Source organism: Spongiactinospora sp. TRM90649, from assembly GCF_029382225.1.
In the GTDB taxonomy this organism is placed as follows: Bacteria; Actinomycetota; Actinomycetes; order Streptosporangiales; family Streptosporangiaceae; genus Spongiactinospora.
Window position 1 is genome coordinate 135,743 of record NZ_JARLTC010000019.1, and the last position, 17,464, is coordinate 153,206.

The 17,464-nt window shown below is 74.0% G+C and carries 14 protein-coding genes and 1 pseudogene; 10 read left to right on the forward strand and 5 right to left on the reverse strand.

The genetic code is table 11. The features are described 5' to 3' along the window. Window positions 1-19 precede the first annotated feature (19 nt). A pseudogene (locus P3X83_RS22425) lies at window positions 20-934 on the reverse strand (AraC family transcriptional regulator); the annotation flags it as partial. Here P3X83_RS22425 and P3X83_RS22430 point away from each other — a divergent pair. After that, window positions 909-1,319, forward strand: a complete 411-nt coding sequence (locus tag P3X83_RS22430; protein ID WP_277307125.1) for a DUF2000 family protein — start codon at window positions 909-911, stop codon at window positions 1,317-1,319. The pseudogene P3X83_RS22425 and the gene P3X83_RS22430 overlap by 26 nt on opposite strands. Before the next feature lie 12 nt (window positions 1,320-1,331). Here the strand turns inward: P3X83_RS22430 and P3X83_RS22435 are convergent, their stop codons facing one another. Together P3X83_RS22435 and P3X83_RS22440 are read right to left on the reverse strand one after the other, a co-directional pair. Continuing rightward, window positions 1,332-2,183, reverse strand: coding sequence for a DoxX family membrane protein (locus P3X83_RS22435; RefSeq protein WP_277307126.1), 852 nt, complete (start codon window positions 2,181-2,183; stop codon window positions 1,332-1,334). 60 nt (window positions 2,184-2,243) lie between these two features. Next, window positions 2,244-3,818, reverse strand: coding sequence for an MFS transporter (locus tag P3X83_RS22440; RefSeq protein WP_277307127.1), 1,575 nt, complete (start codon window positions 3,816-3,818; stop codon window positions 2,244-2,246). A 324-nt stretch (window positions 3,819-4,142) separates the two neighbouring features. Between P3X83_RS22440 and P3X83_RS22445 the strand changes: the two genes are divergently transcribed. The 3 genes from P3X83_RS22445 to P3X83_RS22455 all read left to right on the forward strand — a co-directional run bounded on the left by P3X83_RS22445 (window position 4,143) and on the right by P3X83_RS22455 (window position 10,248). Beyond that, complete coding sequence (locus P3X83_RS22445) at window positions 4,143-5,918, forward strand: tetratricopeptide repeat protein (RefSeq protein WP_277307128.1); 1,776 nt, start codon at window positions 4,143-4,145, stop codon at window positions 5,916-5,918. A 147-nt stretch (window positions 5,919-6,065) separates the two neighbouring features. Further along, window positions 6,066-8,411 (forward strand): AAA family ATPase, encoded by a 2,346-nt coding sequence (locus P3X83_RS22450; RefSeq protein ID WP_277307129.1) that lies wholly within the window; start codon window positions 6,066-6,068, stop codon window positions 8,409-8,411. Between the two features lie 91 nt (window positions 8,412-8,502). Continuing rightward, window positions 8,503-10,248, forward strand: coding sequence for an ABC transporter family substrate-binding protein (locus P3X83_RS22455; protein WP_277307130.1), 1,746 nt, complete (start codon window positions 8,503-8,505; stop codon window positions 10,246-10,248). Here the strand turns inward: P3X83_RS22455 and P3X83_RS22460 are convergent. Together P3X83_RS22460 and P3X83_RS22465 are read right to left on the reverse strand one after the other, a co-directional pair. Beyond that, on the reverse strand, window positions 10,245-10,562 hold the full coding sequence (locus P3X83_RS22460) for an antibiotic biosynthesis monooxygenase family protein (protein ID WP_277307131.1): 318 nt from the start codon (window positions 10,560-10,562) through the stop codon (window positions 10,245-10,247). The two genes, P3X83_RS22455 and P3X83_RS22460, sit on opposite strands and share 4 nt — an antisense overlap. A 43-nt stretch (window positions 10,563-10,605) precedes the next feature. Further along, on the reverse strand, window positions 10,606-11,334 hold the full coding sequence (locus tag P3X83_RS22465) for an SDR family NAD(P)-dependent oxidoreductase (protein WP_277307132.1): 729 nt from the start codon (window positions 11,332-11,334) through the stop codon (window positions 10,606-10,608). 188 nt (window positions 11,335-11,522) lie between these two features. Here P3X83_RS22465 and P3X83_RS22470 point away from each other — a divergent pair, with 188 nt between their 5' ends. From P3X83_RS22470 to P3X83_RS22495, 6 genes are all read left to right on the forward strand, one after another. Beyond that, complete coding sequence (locus P3X83_RS22470) at window positions 11,523-11,867, forward strand: antibiotic biosynthesis monooxygenase family protein (RefSeq protein ID WP_277307133.1); 345 nt, start codon at window positions 11,523-11,525, stop codon at window positions 11,865-11,867. A 136-nt stretch (window positions 11,868-12,003) separates the two neighbouring features. After that, complete coding sequence (locus P3X83_RS22475) at window positions 12,004-12,936, forward strand: histidine kinase (protein WP_277307134.1); 933 nt, start codon at window positions 12,004-12,006, stop codon at window positions 12,934-12,936. Then, complete coding sequence (locus P3X83_RS22480; protein ID WP_277307135.1) at window positions 12,908-13,675, forward strand: response regulator transcription factor; 768 nt, start codon at window positions 12,908-12,910, stop codon at window positions 13,673-13,675. The genes P3X83_RS22475 and P3X83_RS22480 overlap by 29 nt, the downstream gene beginning before the upstream one ends. A 75-nt stretch (window positions 13,676-13,750) precedes the next feature. Further along, entirely contained in the window at window positions 13,751-15,577 is a 1,827-nt protein-coding gene (accA, locus tag P3X83_RS22485) for an acetyl-CoA carboxylase carboxyl transferase subunit alpha (RefSeq protein ID WP_277307136.1), read from the forward strand. Further along, complete coding sequence (accB, locus tag P3X83_RS22490; RefSeq protein ID WP_277307137.1) at window positions 15,570-16,058, forward strand: acetyl-CoA carboxylase biotin carboxyl carrier protein; 489 nt, start codon at window positions 15,570-15,572, stop codon at window positions 16,056-16,058. The genes accA and accB overlap by 8 nt, the downstream gene beginning before the upstream one ends. After that, entirely contained in the window at window positions 16,055-17,419 is a 1,365-nt protein-coding gene (locus tag P3X83_RS22495) for an acetyl-CoA carboxylase biotin carboxylase subunit (protein WP_277307138.1), read from the forward strand. Before accB ends, P3X83_RS22495 begins: the two co-directional genes overlap by 4 nt. The last annotated feature ends 45 nt before the right edge of the window (window positions 17,420-17,464 follow it).

The window sequence follows — 17,464 nt, forward strand, 5'->3', positions numbered from 1 at the left end:
CGGCGCCCGACCGGAACGCGCCCGGCGTGATCCCGTAGGCGCGGACGAACCAGCGGGTCAGGTGGCTCTGGTCGGCGAACCCGGTCAGCGGCGCGGCGTCGGCGATGGGAACGCCCGCGGCGATCATTTGACGGGCCGTCCTCAGGCGGAGCTGGCGCTGGTAGTCGCTGGGGGCCATGCCGTACTCGGAGTGGAAGGCGCGGTAGACGGCGAACCTGCTGGCGCCGGTGGCGGCGGCCAGGGCGGCGGCGTCGAGGTCGCCGGGATCGCCGTCACGCAGCATCTCCCGGACCCGGCGGGCCAGCGCGCGTAAGCCGGTGACCGCCCCTGTGACCGGCTCGGGCGCGGCCTTCGGCGGGCGGGTGGCGGCCCGGCCGACCATCGCCGGCACGACCCTGTCCAGCAGCTCGTCCAGGACCAGCGGGGGAGTGCCCGGCGTCAGCAGCGCGGAGTGCAGGCGGCGCAGCCCGCCGGCGAGCGCCGGATCGCGCACCACCGGGTCGGCGAACAGCGGCAGCGCGCCGCCGCGACCCCCCGCCGCCTCGGCCAGGGTGCTGCGTACCAGCTCGGCGCCGATGTGGACGATTCGATAGGTGAACCCCGCGGCGTCGGCGGGCTGGCCGTCGTGCGGGTCTTCCGGGTTGAACGCCATGATCATGCCGGTGCTGCTGGTGTGACCTGAGCCACGGCAGGTGAACGCCTGGGCGCCCGCGTCGGTGACCCCGAACGAATAGCCCTCGTGGCTGTGGCGGTGATAGACGTGCCGCTCGAAGTGGGCGTGCATGGCCTCCACCGGCCGGTCGGGCGCGCGCCGGTAGCGGGTCCACTCGTGGTTCGCCACCCTTTCATTCTGCCGGGCCGCACCAGCGTTCAAGACGGCCGCGCGGCGGGCCGGGCAGGGTGGGCGGATGCGTTTCGACACCAAGATCGGCATCGTGGTCCGCGAGGACCTGGCCGTGTGGCAGAAGCTGAACGTCACGGCCTTCCTGGCCGGTGGGGTCGCGGGCGGGTTCCCCGAGGTGGTCGGCGAGCCGTACGGCGACGCCTCGGGCAACGTCTACCTGCCGATGATCCGCCAGCCCGTGCTCGTCTACACGGGCGCCGCCGCCGCGCTCACCCTGGCGCACACCCGCGCGCTGTCCCGGGGGCTCGGCCTGGCCGTCTACACCGAGGACCTGTTCAAGACCGGCCACGACGAGGAGAACCGCGCCGCCGTACGCGCCGTGGCCGCCGCCGACCTGCGCCTGGCCGGAATCGCCGTCCACGGCCCCCGCAACGCCGTGGACAAGACCCTCAAGGGCCTCGTCCTGCACCCCTAGCCGAGCCCCGGTTCAGCCGGAGGTGTCGTCCTGTGGCTCGGGGCGGGAAGCCGGCTTGCGGGGGGTTCTGCGGGGCTTGGCGGCGGTGGAGTCGCGGGCGCCGGCCACCAGGGTGTCGCCGGGCTCGGCGATCGGCGCGTCGGTGGCCGTGGACGGCCGGGCGGCTGCCGGGGAGGAGCGGGTCCGCCCGCCCCGCGACGGCTTGGCGGTCTCGGCCGTGTCGTCGCCCGCCGGCTCGGCGGGGGCGGGCGAGGACAGATGGGTCTCGGACAGATGGGTCTCGGTCTCGCCGTCCTCGCGCGGCGCGTCCCCGCCCTTCTCGCGCTTCGGCCCGGCGGCCTCGCCCGGCGCGAGCTCCCTGCCGGGCGGCGTGGTGTCCGTCTCACGCCAGGACGCGAGCACGTCGTCCGCCTCGGTGTCGGCCGCGAAGTCGTCGGCCGCCGCCGCCTCGCGGCGCTTGATGACCACCATGTGATCGACCGACAGGCGCCCGGCGCCGCCCACCGACAGCAGGATGGAGGCCGCCCCGAGCGCGACGATCAGGTTCACGTCGCCGCCGGTCAGCGGTAGGCCCTGATCGCCGCTGGCGATCACGAACACCGCCAGCGCCTCGGCGAACAGCAGCAGCCCGCACGGGCCGACGGCGAGCCCGGCGACCAGCAGCGCGCCGCCGATCAGCTCGGTGAGCATGGTCACCGCGGCCCAGACCTGCGGCGCGGGGGCGTCGAGCGTGGCGAACTGCTGCCCGGTGGCGGTCAGCCCGGCCTCCAGCTTGTGCCAGCCGTTCGCGAAGAAGATCCCGCCCACGCCCATCCTGGCCGCGAGCGAGGCAAGGTCGTGGAGAGTTCGGCGTACGTCACCCATTTTTCCCCGCCCTGTCGCAGTTGCCCATAGCTGTCTGACCTCCTGGGGGCGTTCCAAACGTCACGAGGGGTCGTCATCCGGTGGCCTGCGAGGCACCAGGACGGCTGTGGCCACCGCGGTCAGGCCGAGCAGCGCGATGCTCACCAGCACGGTGGAGTGGAGCGCGCCCACGAACGCCTCGCGGGCGGTGCGCAGGAGCACGTGGCCCGCCATGCCGCCGATCTCCTCGGCGACGTGGGCCGCCGCGGCGAGCGACTGGCGGGCCTGCTCGGTGGCCGCGGACGGCACGCCGTCCACAGAGCGGACGCCGGGGGCGTAGACCACCGTGGTGACCGTGCCCAGCACCGCGATGCCGAGGCCCGCCCCCAGCTCGTAGGCGGTCTCCTCGATCGCCGCCGCGCCGCCCGCCCGCGACTCCGGGGCCGACGCCATGATCGTGTCGGAGGCGGCGAGCAGCGCCACCTCCACACCGAAGCCGATCCCGGCGAAGCACAGCGCCAGCAGCACCGGATGGTTCTCGGTGCCCCAGGCCAGCGTTGGCGCGAGCGACAGCGCGGTGAGCGCCAGGCCGCCGCCCATCGTCGCGCGCAGCCCAAGGCGGCGCAGCAGGTGCGCGGCGGCCAGCCCGCCCGCGATCGCGGCGATCATCAGCGGCAGCATCCGCACCGCCGCGCCGAGCGGGCTTTCGCCCAGCACGAGCTGGAGGTACTGCGCCAGCATCAGCTCCAGGCCGACCAGCGCGAACACGGCGAGCAGCACGGCGGCCACACCCGTGGAGAACCCCCGTCGCCGGAACAGCTCCACGTCGAGCAGTGGATAGGCCAGGCGCCGCTGCCTGCGCACGAACCAGACGAGCAGCCCGACCCCGCACAAGAAGATCGCCAGCCCAGGCAACGGGCCGAGCAGCTCGCCGGAACCCGTTTCCTTCAGGCCGAAGGCCAGCGCGAGGATGCCGAGCACCGACAGCGCGGCGCTCGGGGCGTCCCACCCGTGCCCTTGCTGCCCGCCGCCGCGCGACTCGGGCAGCAGACGGGCCGCGGCGGGCAGCAGCACCAGCAGGATCGGTACGTTGATCAGGAAGACCGCGCCCCACCAGGCGTGTTCCACCAGCAGCCCGCCGACCAGCGGGCCGACCGCCGCGCCACCGGCGGCCACCGCGCTCCACACGCCGAGCGCGAACGCGCGCTCCCTGCGGTCGGTGAAGACCTCACGGATGATGGACAGCGTGGCCGGCATGATCATCGCGCCGCCCACGCCGAGCGCGGCCCTGGCGGCGATCAGCAGGCCGGGCGTCCCGGCCGCGGCGGCGCACGCCGAGGCGACGCCGAATACCGCGTAGCCGGCCAGGACGAGACGCCGCCTGCCGTACCGGTCGCCGAGCGTGCCGAAGGTGATCAGCAGCGGGGCCACCACCAGCGAGTACACGTCGATGATCCACAGCAGCTCCACCGAGGTGGGCTCCAGGGCCGCGGTCAGCGCGGGCACCGCGATGTGCAGCACGGTGGCGTCCACGGCGATCAGCAGCAGGCTGAAGCAGAGCAGCACGAGCACCGACCACCGGTTGACCCGGCGGTTGCGCATGCCGCTCCCGGCCCGCTGGACACGGGAGTCGGCGACCACCCCGAACGTGATCATGGCCGCTCAGGGGGACCCGGCCCGCACGAACATGCGTGGCAGCTTAGGCCATCGGACCCGGGCGGGGGGCGGGCATCGGACGATGCGCAGGCCCGATCCGGAGATGACGAGCCCCGGGGCGGCCGGCCGTGCGCGCTCTGCGATCGCGCGGTGACCACCTCTCTAGAGAGATACAGCATAGTGTCCGGTATCTAGGCAAAACGTGATCTCGCACGGACCATGGCGGTCGTGGACAGGGACGGCCAGGACACCCTTCGGGCGCCTCGGTCGGCCTCAGCCGCTCCATACGCACCTCGCGACCCCGACAACCCCCGGGAGTGGTGCGTGTCGGCGATCTCGCGGCTCGGGGCGGGCCAGCCGGAGGCCGCGCTGGAGGCGGCCCGGAGTGCCATCGACCGCGATCCGCGCCTGGAGTGGGGGCACCGGATCGCGAGCCTGGCTCTCGAACGGCTGGGGCAGGACGAGGACGCGGTGGACCACGCCGAGCGGGCCGTACGGCTGGCCCCCGGCTCGTGGGCGGCACGGCTGCGCCTGGCCCGGGCGCTGTGTCGGCTGCCCGGCCGCTGGCGCGAGTCCTGGACGCAGGCCGCCAAGGCGCTCTGGTTCGCCCCCGAGGAACCCGACGTGCGGGTGCTCGTCGGAGATCTCGCGCTCGTACGGGGAGAGCACCGCCGGGCCGCCGTGGCGTACCGGGCGGCGCTGCGCGGCGACCCCGACCACCCGGGGGCGCGGATCAACCTCGGCCTGACCATGCTGCGCTGGGAGCGCGCGCACGGGCCGTACCACGAGCACCCCGGCCACCCCGGCCACCCCGACCACCCCGACCACGCTGTGGACCCCAAGGACGCGGCGCGGACGCGCCGTGCTTTCGAGATGTGGACCAGGCAGGTCCGCGTCCTGCTCGCGGTCGCGATCGCACTGGTGGCCGCCACGGCCTTCGGCGCGGAGCTGAGCGCGGAAGCCCGGGTGGGCGGCCTGCTGCTCCTGCTGCCGGTGATCGCGCTGACCGTGCGCCAGGCCCGGCGGGTGCCGCTGTGGCGTCACGCGAGCGCGCTCCTGGCCCGCGACGCCCGGCTCGGCCTGGCCGTCTGCGTCACCCCGGTCACCGTGCTGGCCTATACCGCCGCCGTGCTGACCCTCCCGGACAGCGGCGTGGATCGGGCGTGGACCTCGCTGGCCGGGTGGGTGCTGCTCAACGGTCCCATCATCGCCGTGGCGAAGGTGCTCGCGGACGCCTGGCGGGGGCGGCCCGTCCGCGCCCTCGCCGAGTTCGCGGCGGCGCTGCCCGAGCGCACGGCCAGGCGCGACGCGGGGGTGGGCGTGTGGATCGTGGTGGCCCGCGCCTGGTCGGTGCTGCTGACGCTGGCCGGTCTGGCGCTGCTGTCCGGCGAACCGCCGCTCGCGCTCGGCGCCGCCGTGGTGCCGCTCGCCCTGGCCCGTGCCTGGCGGGTCGCCGGGCTCGGCGGCCGGGTGGGCGCGATCCTGACCGGTGACCGGGTCCTGGCCGTCGTGCTGGTGCTGCTCGCGGTCGCCTGCCTGGCCCTGTCCCTGGCCGCGGCGCTGCCCGAGGCCGCGCTGTGGGCGTGGTGCGCCGGGGTCGGCGCGCTGACGGCGATGGCCGTGGCCTTCGGGGTGCGCGCCGCCCGCGCCTGGTGGCGGGGCTCGCCCGGCCCCTGGCGCGCGTCACTGGTCATGTGCGACGGCTGCGGCCGGCGGCTGCCGGGCGACGTGCGCCCGGCGGTGGGCCTGAGCGAGGAGGTGCGCCGGGCGTTCACCTCCTCCCGTGGCGTGGTGCTCGCCTATTCCGGTCCGAGTGGTCCCCGCGCCCTGGCCGTCGGCGCGGTCACCTCGGTCGGACCGGCGGGGGAGCTGCGCCTGATCGCGGGCGACGAGGCCTGGCAGGCCGCCGAGCGGGACCCCAGGGTGGCGGTCTTCGTGGCCGATCCGGCCGACCGGCGGTTCTGGGCGGAGGTACGCGGTATCGCGCTCGGTGACCCCGAGGCGGAGGTGCTGCGCGTGACGCCGAAGGAAGTGGTCGTGGGCGAGTACCCGGGGCGTCATCAGGGAAGGCACCAAGATGACCGGCCCGGCCGTACCTGACGGGGCGGTTTCGAGGAGGTAGCCCTGAACGCCTGCGCCCGGCGGCCCCGCGGATCTCCATGGCGCGCCACGCCGAAACGCCGGACGGCGCAGGCGCCCAAACGTCGCTCCCGTGCGGTATAACCGGGGGCGGACCGGGGAGGCGTGATGCGGGATTCCGGCAGGGCCCGGCCGACGGGGCGGGCTGCGGCCAGGGGACTGTTCGAACAGATCCGAGTGCGGTATTTCCAGATCTCACCGCCCGTCCGGCGGGTGGGCTACGTCGTCGTGGCGATCGGTTCCGTCGGCCTCGCCGCCGCCCTCGGCTGGCAGTTGTTCGACACCTTCGTCCTGACCGTCGCGCTGCTCGGCTTCCTCGCGCTGACCCTGCGCTTCCCCAGGGCCGCCGCCACCGTCGTGGTGCTGCTCGGCTGGACGCTGATGCTGCCGGTCTTCATGAGCATGTTCGGCACCCAGTCGTTCGCGCCCGCGCTGCTGATGCTGCTCGGCCTGATCGTCGCGGGCGTCGCGCACCTGATCCGCTGGGTCCCGCCCTGGGTCACCGCCCTGGCCGCGCTGGTCGTCGCGGGGCTGCTCACCGGCGCGGTGTTCCTCGTGTCGCCGCTCGGCGCGCTCTGGGCCGCGTACGCCGGGGCCGCCGCCGTCCTGGCCTTCCGCTTCGTCGCCGCCCGCCGGGTGCGGGCCGCGCTGGCCGCCGCCGAGCCCAGGGCCGTCCAGGTCAGGGCCCGCGACGGCGCGCCCCCGCAGGGCGCCGCGCCGTCCACGGCCACCGCTCCGCCGCCGATCACGGTGGAAGACGCCCTGGGCGAGCTGGAGCGCATGATCGGGCTGCTGCCGGTCAAGGAGCAGGTGCGATCGATCGCCGCCTCCATCGAGGCGTCCCGCCTGCGCGCGGAGGCGGGCTACGCCAACGACCGGCCCATGCGGCACTTCGTGTTCGTCGGCCCGCCCGGCACCGGCAAGACCAGCGTGGCCAGGACGGTCGCCAAGATCTTCTACGCGTTCGGCCTGCTGGAGACCCCCTACGTGGTCGAGGCGCAGCGCGCCGACCTGGTGGGCGAGTACCTGGGCGCGACCGCGATCAAGACCAACGAGCTGATCGACCGGGCCCTCGGCGGGGTGCTGTTCATCGACGAGGCGTACAGCCTGATGAACACCGGCGACGGCCAGGCCGACCGGTTCGGCGCGGAGGCCGTGCAGACCCTGCTCAAGCGGGCCGAGGACGACCGGGAACGCCTGATCATCATCCTGGCCGGATACGAGAAGGAGATGGGCGCCTTCCTGGCCTCCAACCCGGGGCTGTCCTCCAGGTTCGCCACCAGGGTCAAGTTCCCCAGTTACAGCTCCGCAGAGCTGCTGGGCATCACCGAGCAGCTGCAGCGCGCGCGCGGCGACCGGCTGGCCGCCGACGCGCGCCCGGTGCTGGCCGGGTTCCTCGACGACGCCGCGCGCCGCGGCCTGGTCGACGAGCTGGGCAACGCCAGGTTCGCGCGCAGCCTGGTCGAGGCCGCCGCGCAGGCCCGCGACGTGCGGGTGGTCGGCGCGGGCGGCTCGCCCACCGCCGACGACCTGATGGTCACCGCCGTCCCCGACGTCACCAAGGCGTTCGAGGAGCTGACCGCGCGGTTCCGCGGCTTCGCGGCGATCCCCACGCTGGAAGAGGCCCTCGCCGACCTCGACCGGATGGCCGGGCTGGAGCCCGTCAAGCGGCAGGTCCACGCGATCACCGCGCAGCTCCGGGTCGCCCGGATGCGCCAGGAGCAGGGCCTGCCCACCCCGCCGCAGATGCGGCACTTCGTCTTCACCGGCCCTCCGGGCACCGGCAAGACCACGGTGGCGCGCATCCTGGGCCGCATCTTCGCCGCCCTCGGCCTGCTCTCTCGCCCCGACGTCGTGGAGGCGCAGCGCGCCGACCTCGTGGGCCAGCACCTCGGCGCCACCGCGATCAAGACCAACGAGCTGGTCGACCGGGCGCTCGGCGGGGTGCTGTTCATCGACGAGGCGTACAGCCTGATCAACACCGGCTACGCGGGGGGCGACGCCTTCGGCTCCGAGGCCGTGCAGACCCTGCTCAAGCGGGCCGAGGACGACCGCGACCGGCTGGTGATCGTGATCGCCGGCTACGCCCGCGAGATGGACGCCTTCCTGTCCACCAACCCGGGCCTGGCCAGCCGCTTCAACCAGCGCGTGGGGTTCCCCTCCTACGCGCCCGGCGAACTGGCCCAGATCGCCGAGGTGCTCGCCGAGCAGGCGGGCGACCGGTTCGACGACGCCGCGCGGCGCGACCTCGCCGAGGTGTTCGGCTGGGTGTGCGGCGAGGGCCTGATCGACGGCCTGGGGAACGGCCGCTTCGCCCGCTCCCTGTTCGAGCGCGCCGCGATGCGCCGCGACGTGCGGCTCGCCGCCCACGGCGAGGAGCCCAGCGCCGCCGAACTCACCACCATCACCAGCGAAGACGTGCGCACCGCGGTCGACGAGCTGCCCGAGCGCTGACCGGGCCGGTCGATCGCCGCTCCCGGACCGGCACCCCTTCCATGATTACACTCGGTAGCGTGCTATCACACTGCGCACATAGGAGGGGATCGTGGGAGCTGTCCGGCACCGGAGTGCGAGGCGCGCCACCGTGCTCGCCGTCGTCGTCCTCGTCGGGGCCCCGGGCTGCGGGGCGACGAAGAACGAGACGGACCACGGCGGCGGCGTGGGGGTGGCCAGGGCCATCGACATCAACGCCGTGCCCCGTGAGAAGGTGCGCGAAGGCGGCACCCTCCGCTGGGGCATCGACGAGTATCCCGACCAGTGGAACCGCAACCACCTCGACGGCAACCGGGCCGAGGTGGAGCTGATCACCGACGCCCTGATGCCCACGCCGTTCCGCTCCGACGAGCGGGGCGGCCTGCGCGCCGACCCCGACTACGTCACCGAGGCCGCCGTCACCGACACCAGGCCGAGGCAGGTCGTCACGCTGACCCTCAACCCGCGGGCGCGCTGGTCCGACGGCACCGCCGTCACCTGGGCCGACTACGCCGCCCAGTGGCAGGCGCTGAGCGGCGTCGTCAAGGGGTACCGGGCCGCGTCCACGACCGGATACAAGGACATCAAGAGCGTCGCCAAGGGCGAGAACGAGTACCAGGTGGTCATCACCTTCGCCCGCCCGTTCGCGGACTGGCGGTCGCTGTTCACCCCGCTCTACCCGAAGAGCACCAACGGCGACCCGAAGGTGTTCGACCACTCCTGGCTGCGGGCGCTGCCGGTCTCGGCGGGGCCGTTCAGGTTCGGCACCCTCGACCCGGCGGCCAGAACCGTCACGATCGTCCGAGACCCCGCTTGGTGGGGCGAGCCGGCCAAGCTCGACCAGATCGTCTTCCAGGCGAAGGCGAAGCCCGCGCTCACCGCCGCCTTCGTCGGCGGTGAGCTGGACGTCTTCGACCTCGGCTCCTCGGCGGCCGACTTCGAGCGCGTCCGGGAGGCGCCGGGCGCGCGGGTGCGCCAGGCGTCCGGGCCCGACTTCCGCCACTTCACGTTCAACGGCGAGAGCCCGATCCTGTCCGACCCGCTGGTGCGCAGGGCCGTCGCGATGGGCCTGGACCGCCGCGCCATCGCCGCCTCCGACCTGGCGGGCCTGGGCTGGCCGGGCGAGCCGCTGAACAACCACTTCTTCATGCACAACCAGCACGGCTACCTGGCCAACGGGGGCAAGGTCGGCCGCTACGACGTGGCCGGGGCCCGCCGGCTGCTGGAGGAGGCCGGCTGGCGGGCGCCGAGCGCGGCCGGGGCGGGCGCCGCGAGCCCGGCGGCGGGCGTGATCAGGCAGAAGGACGGCAAGCAGCTCACCCTGCGCTTCCTGATCCCCGCCGGGCTGCAGATCGGCCGGTCGGAGGGCGAGCAGGCCCAGGCCATGCTCAAGGAGATCGGCGTCAACCTGGTGCTGCAGTCGGTGCCCGGCGACGACTTCTTCGCCCGGTACATCATCCCCGGCGACTACGACATCGCGCCGTTCTCCTACCTGGGCACGCCGTACCCGGTGTCCAGCTCCCAAGGGCTGTACGCCGACGCCGTGACCGGCGCGGGCGGGCGCCGGAGCTGGAACGCCAACCTGGCCCGCATCGGCAGCCCGGAGATCGACACCGCGATGCGGCGGGCGACCAGGGCGCTCGATCCAGGCCGGGCCCGCGCGCTCACCAACCGGGCCGACGCGCTGATCTGGCGGCAGGTGAACGTGCTGCCGCTCTACCAGCGCCCGCAGAACGTGGCCGTCCGGTCGAACCTGGCCAACGTCGGCGCGCGCGGGTTCTACGACCTGCGTTACGCCGACATCGGCTTCACCGGCTAGCCCCGGCCCGACGCCGACGCCGAGACGATGTCGAGCAGCTCGATGGGCCGCTCGGGGTCGTAGAACGGGCGCAGCGCCGCCGTGGCCGGGCGGTGGCCGGGGCTGCGCTCCCACGAGTCGAACGCCTCACGGCTGGCCCACTCGCTGGTCACCACGAAGGCTCCCGGGTCGTCGGGGTATCTCCACAGTTCGGTGCGCAGCAGGCCGGGCGTTCCCGCGAGCGAGTCGCCGATCGCGTGGTAGGCGCTGGTCACCGTGCCCGCCGACTCCGGGGGCACGCGGTACCACAGCAGGATGCGGACGCGGCCCGTCACGCGGCCACCTCCGGGGACGGCCCACCCCGGGCGGGGCCCACCGTCAGGTCCCCCCGTCCACGTCGATGGTCGCCCCGGTGATGTAGGAGGCGAGGTCGGAGGCGAGGAACGCCACCACGTTCGCGACCTCCTCCGGCCTGCCCAGCCGGCCCAGGCTGATGATCGACTTGTAGTGGTCGGCGCGGGCCGCCGGGATGTCGATGGTCTGGATCACCCCCGGCTGGACCACGTTGACCCGCACGCCCTTGGGGCCGAGCTCCTTGCACAGCGTGCGGGACAACCCGATCAGCCCCGCCTTGGCCGCGGTGTAGTGCGCGCGCATGGGCAGGCCCACGGTGGCCACCTTCGACCCGACCAGCACCACCGAGGCGCCCTCGGGCAGCAGCGGCAGCGACTCGCTGACCACGGAGAAGGCGCCGGTCAGGTTGGTGTCCAGGATCCGCCGCCACTCGTCGACGGACAGCTCGGCGAAGGGGACGTGCGAGATCGTGCCCGCGTTGCAGACGACGACGTCCAGGCCGCCGAGCCGGGCGCGGCACTCGCCCACCAGATGGGCGACCTGTGCCGGGTCGCTCACGTCCGCCTTGACCAGGTGGTGGTCGCGGCCGGTGAGCCGCAGGTCGTGGCGCAGGGCCTCGACCGCGTCGGACTCCTGCCGGTAGCACGCGACGACGTCGGCGCCGGCGCCCGCGAGGGCGAGCGCGACGGCGCGGCCGATGCCGCGGGTGCCGCCGGTGACCAGCGTCCGCTTGCCGTCCAGTTTCAGCTCCATGGGTCTCCTCCCGTGTCGCTCCCTGCCTATCAGCGCTGTCTACCTCCGCGCGGTCAGCGACTCCGCCGCACGGCGGAGCCCGCGACCGGTACGGCGGCGGGAAGACGGAGGCGCGCCACGCCGGAACCCTGGCAGTGGACGCCTTTCGACGACGCCCGGCCGGACGACCGGCTGTAGGAGGACGAATGATGGACACCGGACCCCACCCGGGGCCGCCGGTGCGGGCGGTGCTCGTCTTCACCGTGTGGCCGGCCGACACCGCGGAGTTCGAGCGGGCGTGGTCACGGGTCGCGGACTGGGCCCGGTCGTGGCCCGGCTGCGTTCGCCAGACGCTGTGCCGTACCGACGCGGCGGAGCCGACCTACGTGATCACCTCCGACTGGGTGGACCGCGCCGCGTTCCGCGCCTTCGAAAGGAGCGAGGAACAGGACGCGGTCACGGCGGGGCTGCGGCGGCTGCGGCGCACGGCCCGCATGGAACTGCACACCCTCATCGCCGAGCGCAGCTCGCCTGGGACGGCCGGCGGGGCCTGACCGTCGGCATCGCGGAACCCGGGAGGCGAGTGGACCTTATACGCTCTTTACTCTTCGCATACGCTCAGCAACAATGAGTAAGTGTACGTGTCGGTGACGTGCGCGACTCGGTGTTGAACGGGAGCCAGGTGCCGTGATGGGAAGAGTCTGTTTCGGCGCCGCCCTCGGGGTGATGCTCGTGGTCGCGGTCTCGCTGCGGCGGGCGCTGCGGCGTCAGGTCGCCAGGAGCGATCCGAAGGAAGCGCTCGACGACGGGGCGCGCCGCGCGTTCGCGCGCGGCCTGCCGCCGCTTCGCCGCGCCCTGGCGGGCCTGCGCGGCGACCTGCCGTACGACCCTGGGCGCGGCCTGCCGGGTGACGCGGTCGCCGAGGTGTACCGCGAGCGCCGCCGCATCGCGAGAGAGCTGCACGACACGGTCGGCCACGGCCTGCTGGTGATCGCCATGCACGCGCGGCGGCTGCCGTCGGTGGCTCCGGAGGCCGGGCCCGTCGCCGAGTCGATCGACGACATGGTGCGGGTCGTGCTCGCCGACATGCGCCGCATGGTGGGCGTGCTGCGCGGCGACCGCCGTCCGGCCGCGGCCGAGCGCGGCGAGCCATTGTCGGCCAGGGTGGCTTCGGTGGTCGGCCAGGTGCCGTCGGAGGACTCCGCGCGGCCGGTCGAGCTGACCATCTCTGGCGCCGAGCGCCGCCTGCCCGAGCCGGTCGAGACGATCGCGCTGCGGGTGGTCAGGGAAGGGCTCACCAACGCGCTCAAGTACGGCGACGGCACGACGGTCCGCGTGATGCTCGGCTTCGGCGGCGCCCGGTTGTCGGTCAGCGTGCGCAACGGCTGCGGCCAACCGGCCGGATACGTCCCGCGAGCGGCCGGCCACGGGCTGACCGGCCTGCGGGAAAGCGTGATCACCGAAGGCGGCGGCTTCGTGTGCGGCCCGCTCAGCGGCGGCGGCTTCCTGGTGCAGGCATGGCTGCCGGTCCAGGAGCACGTCCGGGCGAACGCGACGGGGCACGCCGGCGGATCCACAGAGACGGGGGAAGCTCATGAGATGTGTCCGTCTGCTCATCGTTGATGATCAGCCGCTGGTCCGCAGCGGCCTGCGCGCGACATTCGACGGGGCGGCCGACATCACCGTGGCGGGGGAGGCGGCGAACGGCGTGGAGGCCATCAGGCAGGTCCGCGCGCTGCGCCCCGACGTCGTGCTGATGGACATCAACATGCCGCGCATGGGCGGCCTGGAGGCCACCAGGGAGATCTTCAACGGGAACGGCGGCACGGGCCCGGTCACCCGGGTCCTCATCCTGACCATGTACGACCAGGACGAGAACGTCTACGAGGCGTTGCGCGCGGGGGCCAGCGGCTTCGTGCTGAAGGACACCCCGACCGAGCAGCTCGTCGGCGCGGTGCGCACGGTCGCGGCCGGTGAGGCGCTGCTGTCGCCGTCGGTGACCCGGCGGCTGGTCGAGGAGTTCGCCCGCCGTCCGGTGCTGTCCGCCTCGGCGGTGCCCGAGCTGATCGGGCTGACCGACCGCGAGATCGACGTCTTCCGGCTGCTCGTGCGCGGCTACCGCAACGAGGACATGGCCCGCATGCTGCTGCTGGGCGAGAGCACGGTGAAGTCGCACGTCCAGCACCTGTACCAGAAGCTCGGCGTCCGCGACCGGGTGCAGGTGGTGATCTACGCCTACGAGCGCGGTCTCATCCAGCCGGGCCAGGGCTGGGACTCCCTCGATCAGACGATCGTGTCCACCGGAAAGGGGAGACCCGAGTTCATGTCATCGGCGGGCGACAGGGCGGACGGCGCTGCCTAGCGTGGCCTGTGACCAGAGCGGTGTTCTGGCCGGTGTCCTGACCGGAGTCACCACTAGCCACGACTGGAGACAACCGTGACAGACCGGACCCTCATCGTCGATCGCCGGGAGCCCGATCCCGAGTCCGCCCCCTCGGCTCCGAACGGGGCGGACGTCTCCCGGCCGACCCCGGCGCAGGACCCCGCCGCCGTCCCCGAGCCGGGAGCCGAGCCGGGAGCCGGGCCCGGAGCGGGCGCGCACCCGCAGTGGACCTCCTGCGAGCGGTGCCGTTCCCTCGTCTACCTGCCGAGGCTCGACCGCGACCTGCACGTCTGCCCCGAATGCGGCCATCACCGCCGGATCGGCGCGAAGCGGCGGCTGCGCACGCTGCTCGACCCCGGCTCGTTCCGCCCGGCGACCGCCGTGCGCGGCGGCGACCCCCTCGGATTCTCCGACTCCCGCCCCTATCCGGCCCGCCTGGCCCAGGCCAGGCGGGCCACCTCGCTCGCCGACGCCGCCTGCCACGGCAGGGGCGCCATCGCCGGTCACGAGGTGGTCGTGCTCGCGATGGACTTCGGCTTCATGGGCGGCAGCATGGGCTCGGCCGTCGGCGAGACCGTGGCCAGGGCCGCCGACGACGCCCTGGCCACCCGCACCCCGCTCATCCTGGTCACCTGCTCGGGCGGGGCCCGCATGCAGGAGGGCGCGCTGTCGCTGATGCAGATGGCCACCACCGCGCAGGCGCTGCTGCGGCTGGAGCGGGCGGGAGTGCTGCGGGTGTGCGTGCTCGCCGACCCGACCTTCGGCGGCGTGACCGCCTCGTTCGCCACCCTCGGCGACGTGCTGGTGGCCGAGCGCGGCGGGCTCATCGGCTTCGCCGGGCCGCGCGTGATCGCGGCGGCGACGGGGCGGGCGCTGCCGGAGGGGTTCCAGACGGCCGAGTACCTGCTCGGCAAGGGCCTGCTCGACCGCGTCGAGACCCGGCATTCGCTGCGCCCGCTGCTGGCCAGGGTGCTCGACCTCGCGGCCCCGCGCGGCCCTTCGCCCGCCGACGGCCCAGGCCAGGTCACCGCGTCGCCGTCCGCCGGGCCGGTGGTCACCGATCCCGGCCTGCTGACCGGCGGGGCCGGGGCCTGGGAGATCGTCCGCATCGCCCGCGACATCCGCCGTCCCACCACCCTCGACTACATCCGCCACATGGCCGACGACTTCGTGGAACTGCACGGCGACCGCTGCCACGGAGACGACCCGGCCGTGGTGGGCGGGCTGTGCTCGATCGGCGGCGTGCGACTGGTACTGATCGGCCACCAGAAGGGTCACGACACCGCCGAATTGGTAGCCCGTAATTTCGGGATGCCCCACCCATGGGGATACCGAAAGGCGCTGCGCCTGATGCGGCTCGCCGACCGTCTCGGCCTCCCGCTGGTCACCCTGGTGGACACCCAGGGGGCGGCCCCGGGCGTGGAGGCGGAGGCGCGGGGCCAGGCGTGGGCGATCGCCGAGACCATCGCCGGGATGTCCGACCTTCGGGTGCCGGTCGTGACGGCGGTGACCGGCGAGGGCGGGAGCGGCGGGGCGATCGCGCTGGCCGTGGCCGACCGGGTGCTGATGATGGAGAACGCCTGCTACTCGGTGATCAGCCCGGAGAGCTGCTCCACGATCCTGTGCGGCGACCCGTCGCAGGGCCCGGCGATGGCCGAGGCGCTGCGGCTCACCGCGCCCGAGCTGCTGCGCCTCGGCGTGGCCGACGCGGTGATCCGCGAGCCGGACGGCGGAGCGCAGGCCGACCACGCGGCGGCCGCGGCCGCGCTGAAGGCCGCCCTGCTCGCCGCCATCGAACAGGAGACCGGGCTGGCGGCGTCCGGCCGTACTGAGCGCCGGCACGACAGGTTCCGGCGGCTGGGAGTGGTGGCGGATGGCTGACGACCTGTTGCCGGTCGGTTCCGAGCGCGGCGAGGAGCTCCGACTGCTGCGCGCCGAGGTGAGCAGCCTGGTCAAAACGATCCCCGGGGCGGTGGAGCGGGTCGCGCTGCGGGTCGGGGAGTGCTCCCTGGAGATCGCCTGGGCCCGTCCGGCCGTCACCGCCGCCTCCGTGGAGTCCGCCGCCGACGTCTCCTCCGGGGGGCTCGCCGAGGAGTCCCCCACCGACCCGGCGGTGAGGTCGGTCCTCGCCCCGCTGGTCGGCACGTTCTACACCGCCCCGCAGCCGGGCGCGGCCCCCTTCGTCCGCCAGGGCGACCGCCTGGAGCCCGGGCAGGCCGTCGGCATCGTCGAGGCCATGAAGCTGATGAACCAGGTCCCCTGCGAGTGGCCGGGCGAGGTGGTCGAGATCCTGGTCGCCGACGGCGAGCCGGTCGAGTACGGCCAGGAGCTGATGCGGGTCCGGGTGGAGGGCCCGGCATGAGGCCGTTCAAGAAGATCCTGATCGCCAACCGGGGCGAGATCGCGCTGCGCGTGGCGCGCACGTGCCGGGAGATGGGCATCGCCACGGTGGCGGTCCACTCCACGGCCGACGCCTCGGCCCCGTTCGTGGCGTTCGCCGACGAGGCCGTGTGCATCGGCCCGCCGCCCTCGCGGCGCAGCTACCTCTACATGCCGAGCCTGATCGAGGCGGCGCTGCGGCACGGCGCCGACGCCGTGCACCCCGGATACGGCTTCCTGTCGGAAGACGCCGACTTCGCCCGCGTGTGCGCGGAGCACCGGATCACCTTCATCGGCCCCACCCCCGAGGTGATGGAACGCGTCGCCGACAAGGCGAAGGTCCGCGCGCTCATGGCGGAGGCCGGGCTGCCGGTGCTGCCGGGCAGCCCGGGTCAGGTTGCGAGCGCCGCCGAGGCCGAGCGGATCGCGGGCGAGGTCACCGGCTACCCGGTGGTCGTCAAGGCGGTGGCGGGCGGCGGGGGGCGCGGCATCGCCGTCGCGGGCTCGCCCGCCGAGCTGCGCGACGCCTACCGCGAGACGGTCGCCCTGGCCAGATCCCTGTACGGCAACGGCGAGGTCTACCTGGAGCGCTACCTGCCGTCCGCGCGTCACGTGGAGGTGCAGGTCCTGTGCGACCGGATGGGCGGCGCCGTCCATCTCGGCGAGCGCGACTGCTCGCTGCAGCGCAGGAACCAGAAGCTGGTGGAGGAGGCCCCGGCGTTCGGGCTCAGCCACGCGCGGCGCGCCGAACTCGGCCGCCACGCCGTGCGCGGGGCGCTGAGCGTCGGCTACACGGGCGCGGGCACCTTCGAGTTCCTGCTGGCCCCCGACGGCACGGCCACCTTCATGGAGATCAACGCCCGGATCCAGGTCGAACACCCGGTCACCGAGATGATCACCGGCCTCGACCTCGTTCGCGAGCAGATCCGCGTCGCGGCGGGCGAGCCGCTCGGTTACGGCCAGGACGAGGTCCGCCTCGACGGCGCCGCCGTGGAGTGCCGGATCAACGCCGAAGACCCCGACGCCGGGTTCCGGCCCACCCCCGGGCCGCTGACCACGCTCGACCTGCCGGGCGGCCCCGGCGTCCGGATCGACTCGGGGTTCGTGGCGGGTGGCACGGTCCCGCCGTACTACGACCCGCTGATCGCCAAGCTGGTCGCCTGGGGCCGCACCCGCGAGCAGGCGATCGCGCGGGCCGAGCGGGCGCTCGCCGAGACCGTCGTGGCCGGGCCGGGCGTGCGCACCACGGTGCCACTGCTGCGCCGGCTGCTGGCCGACCCCACCTTCGCCGAGGGGTCGCACACCACCCGCTTCGTCACCGATCTGCTCAACGACGCCTTATAGCCGGCCATGGCCGACCGGCGGCTTCCGCCCGCCGGACGATTCCCC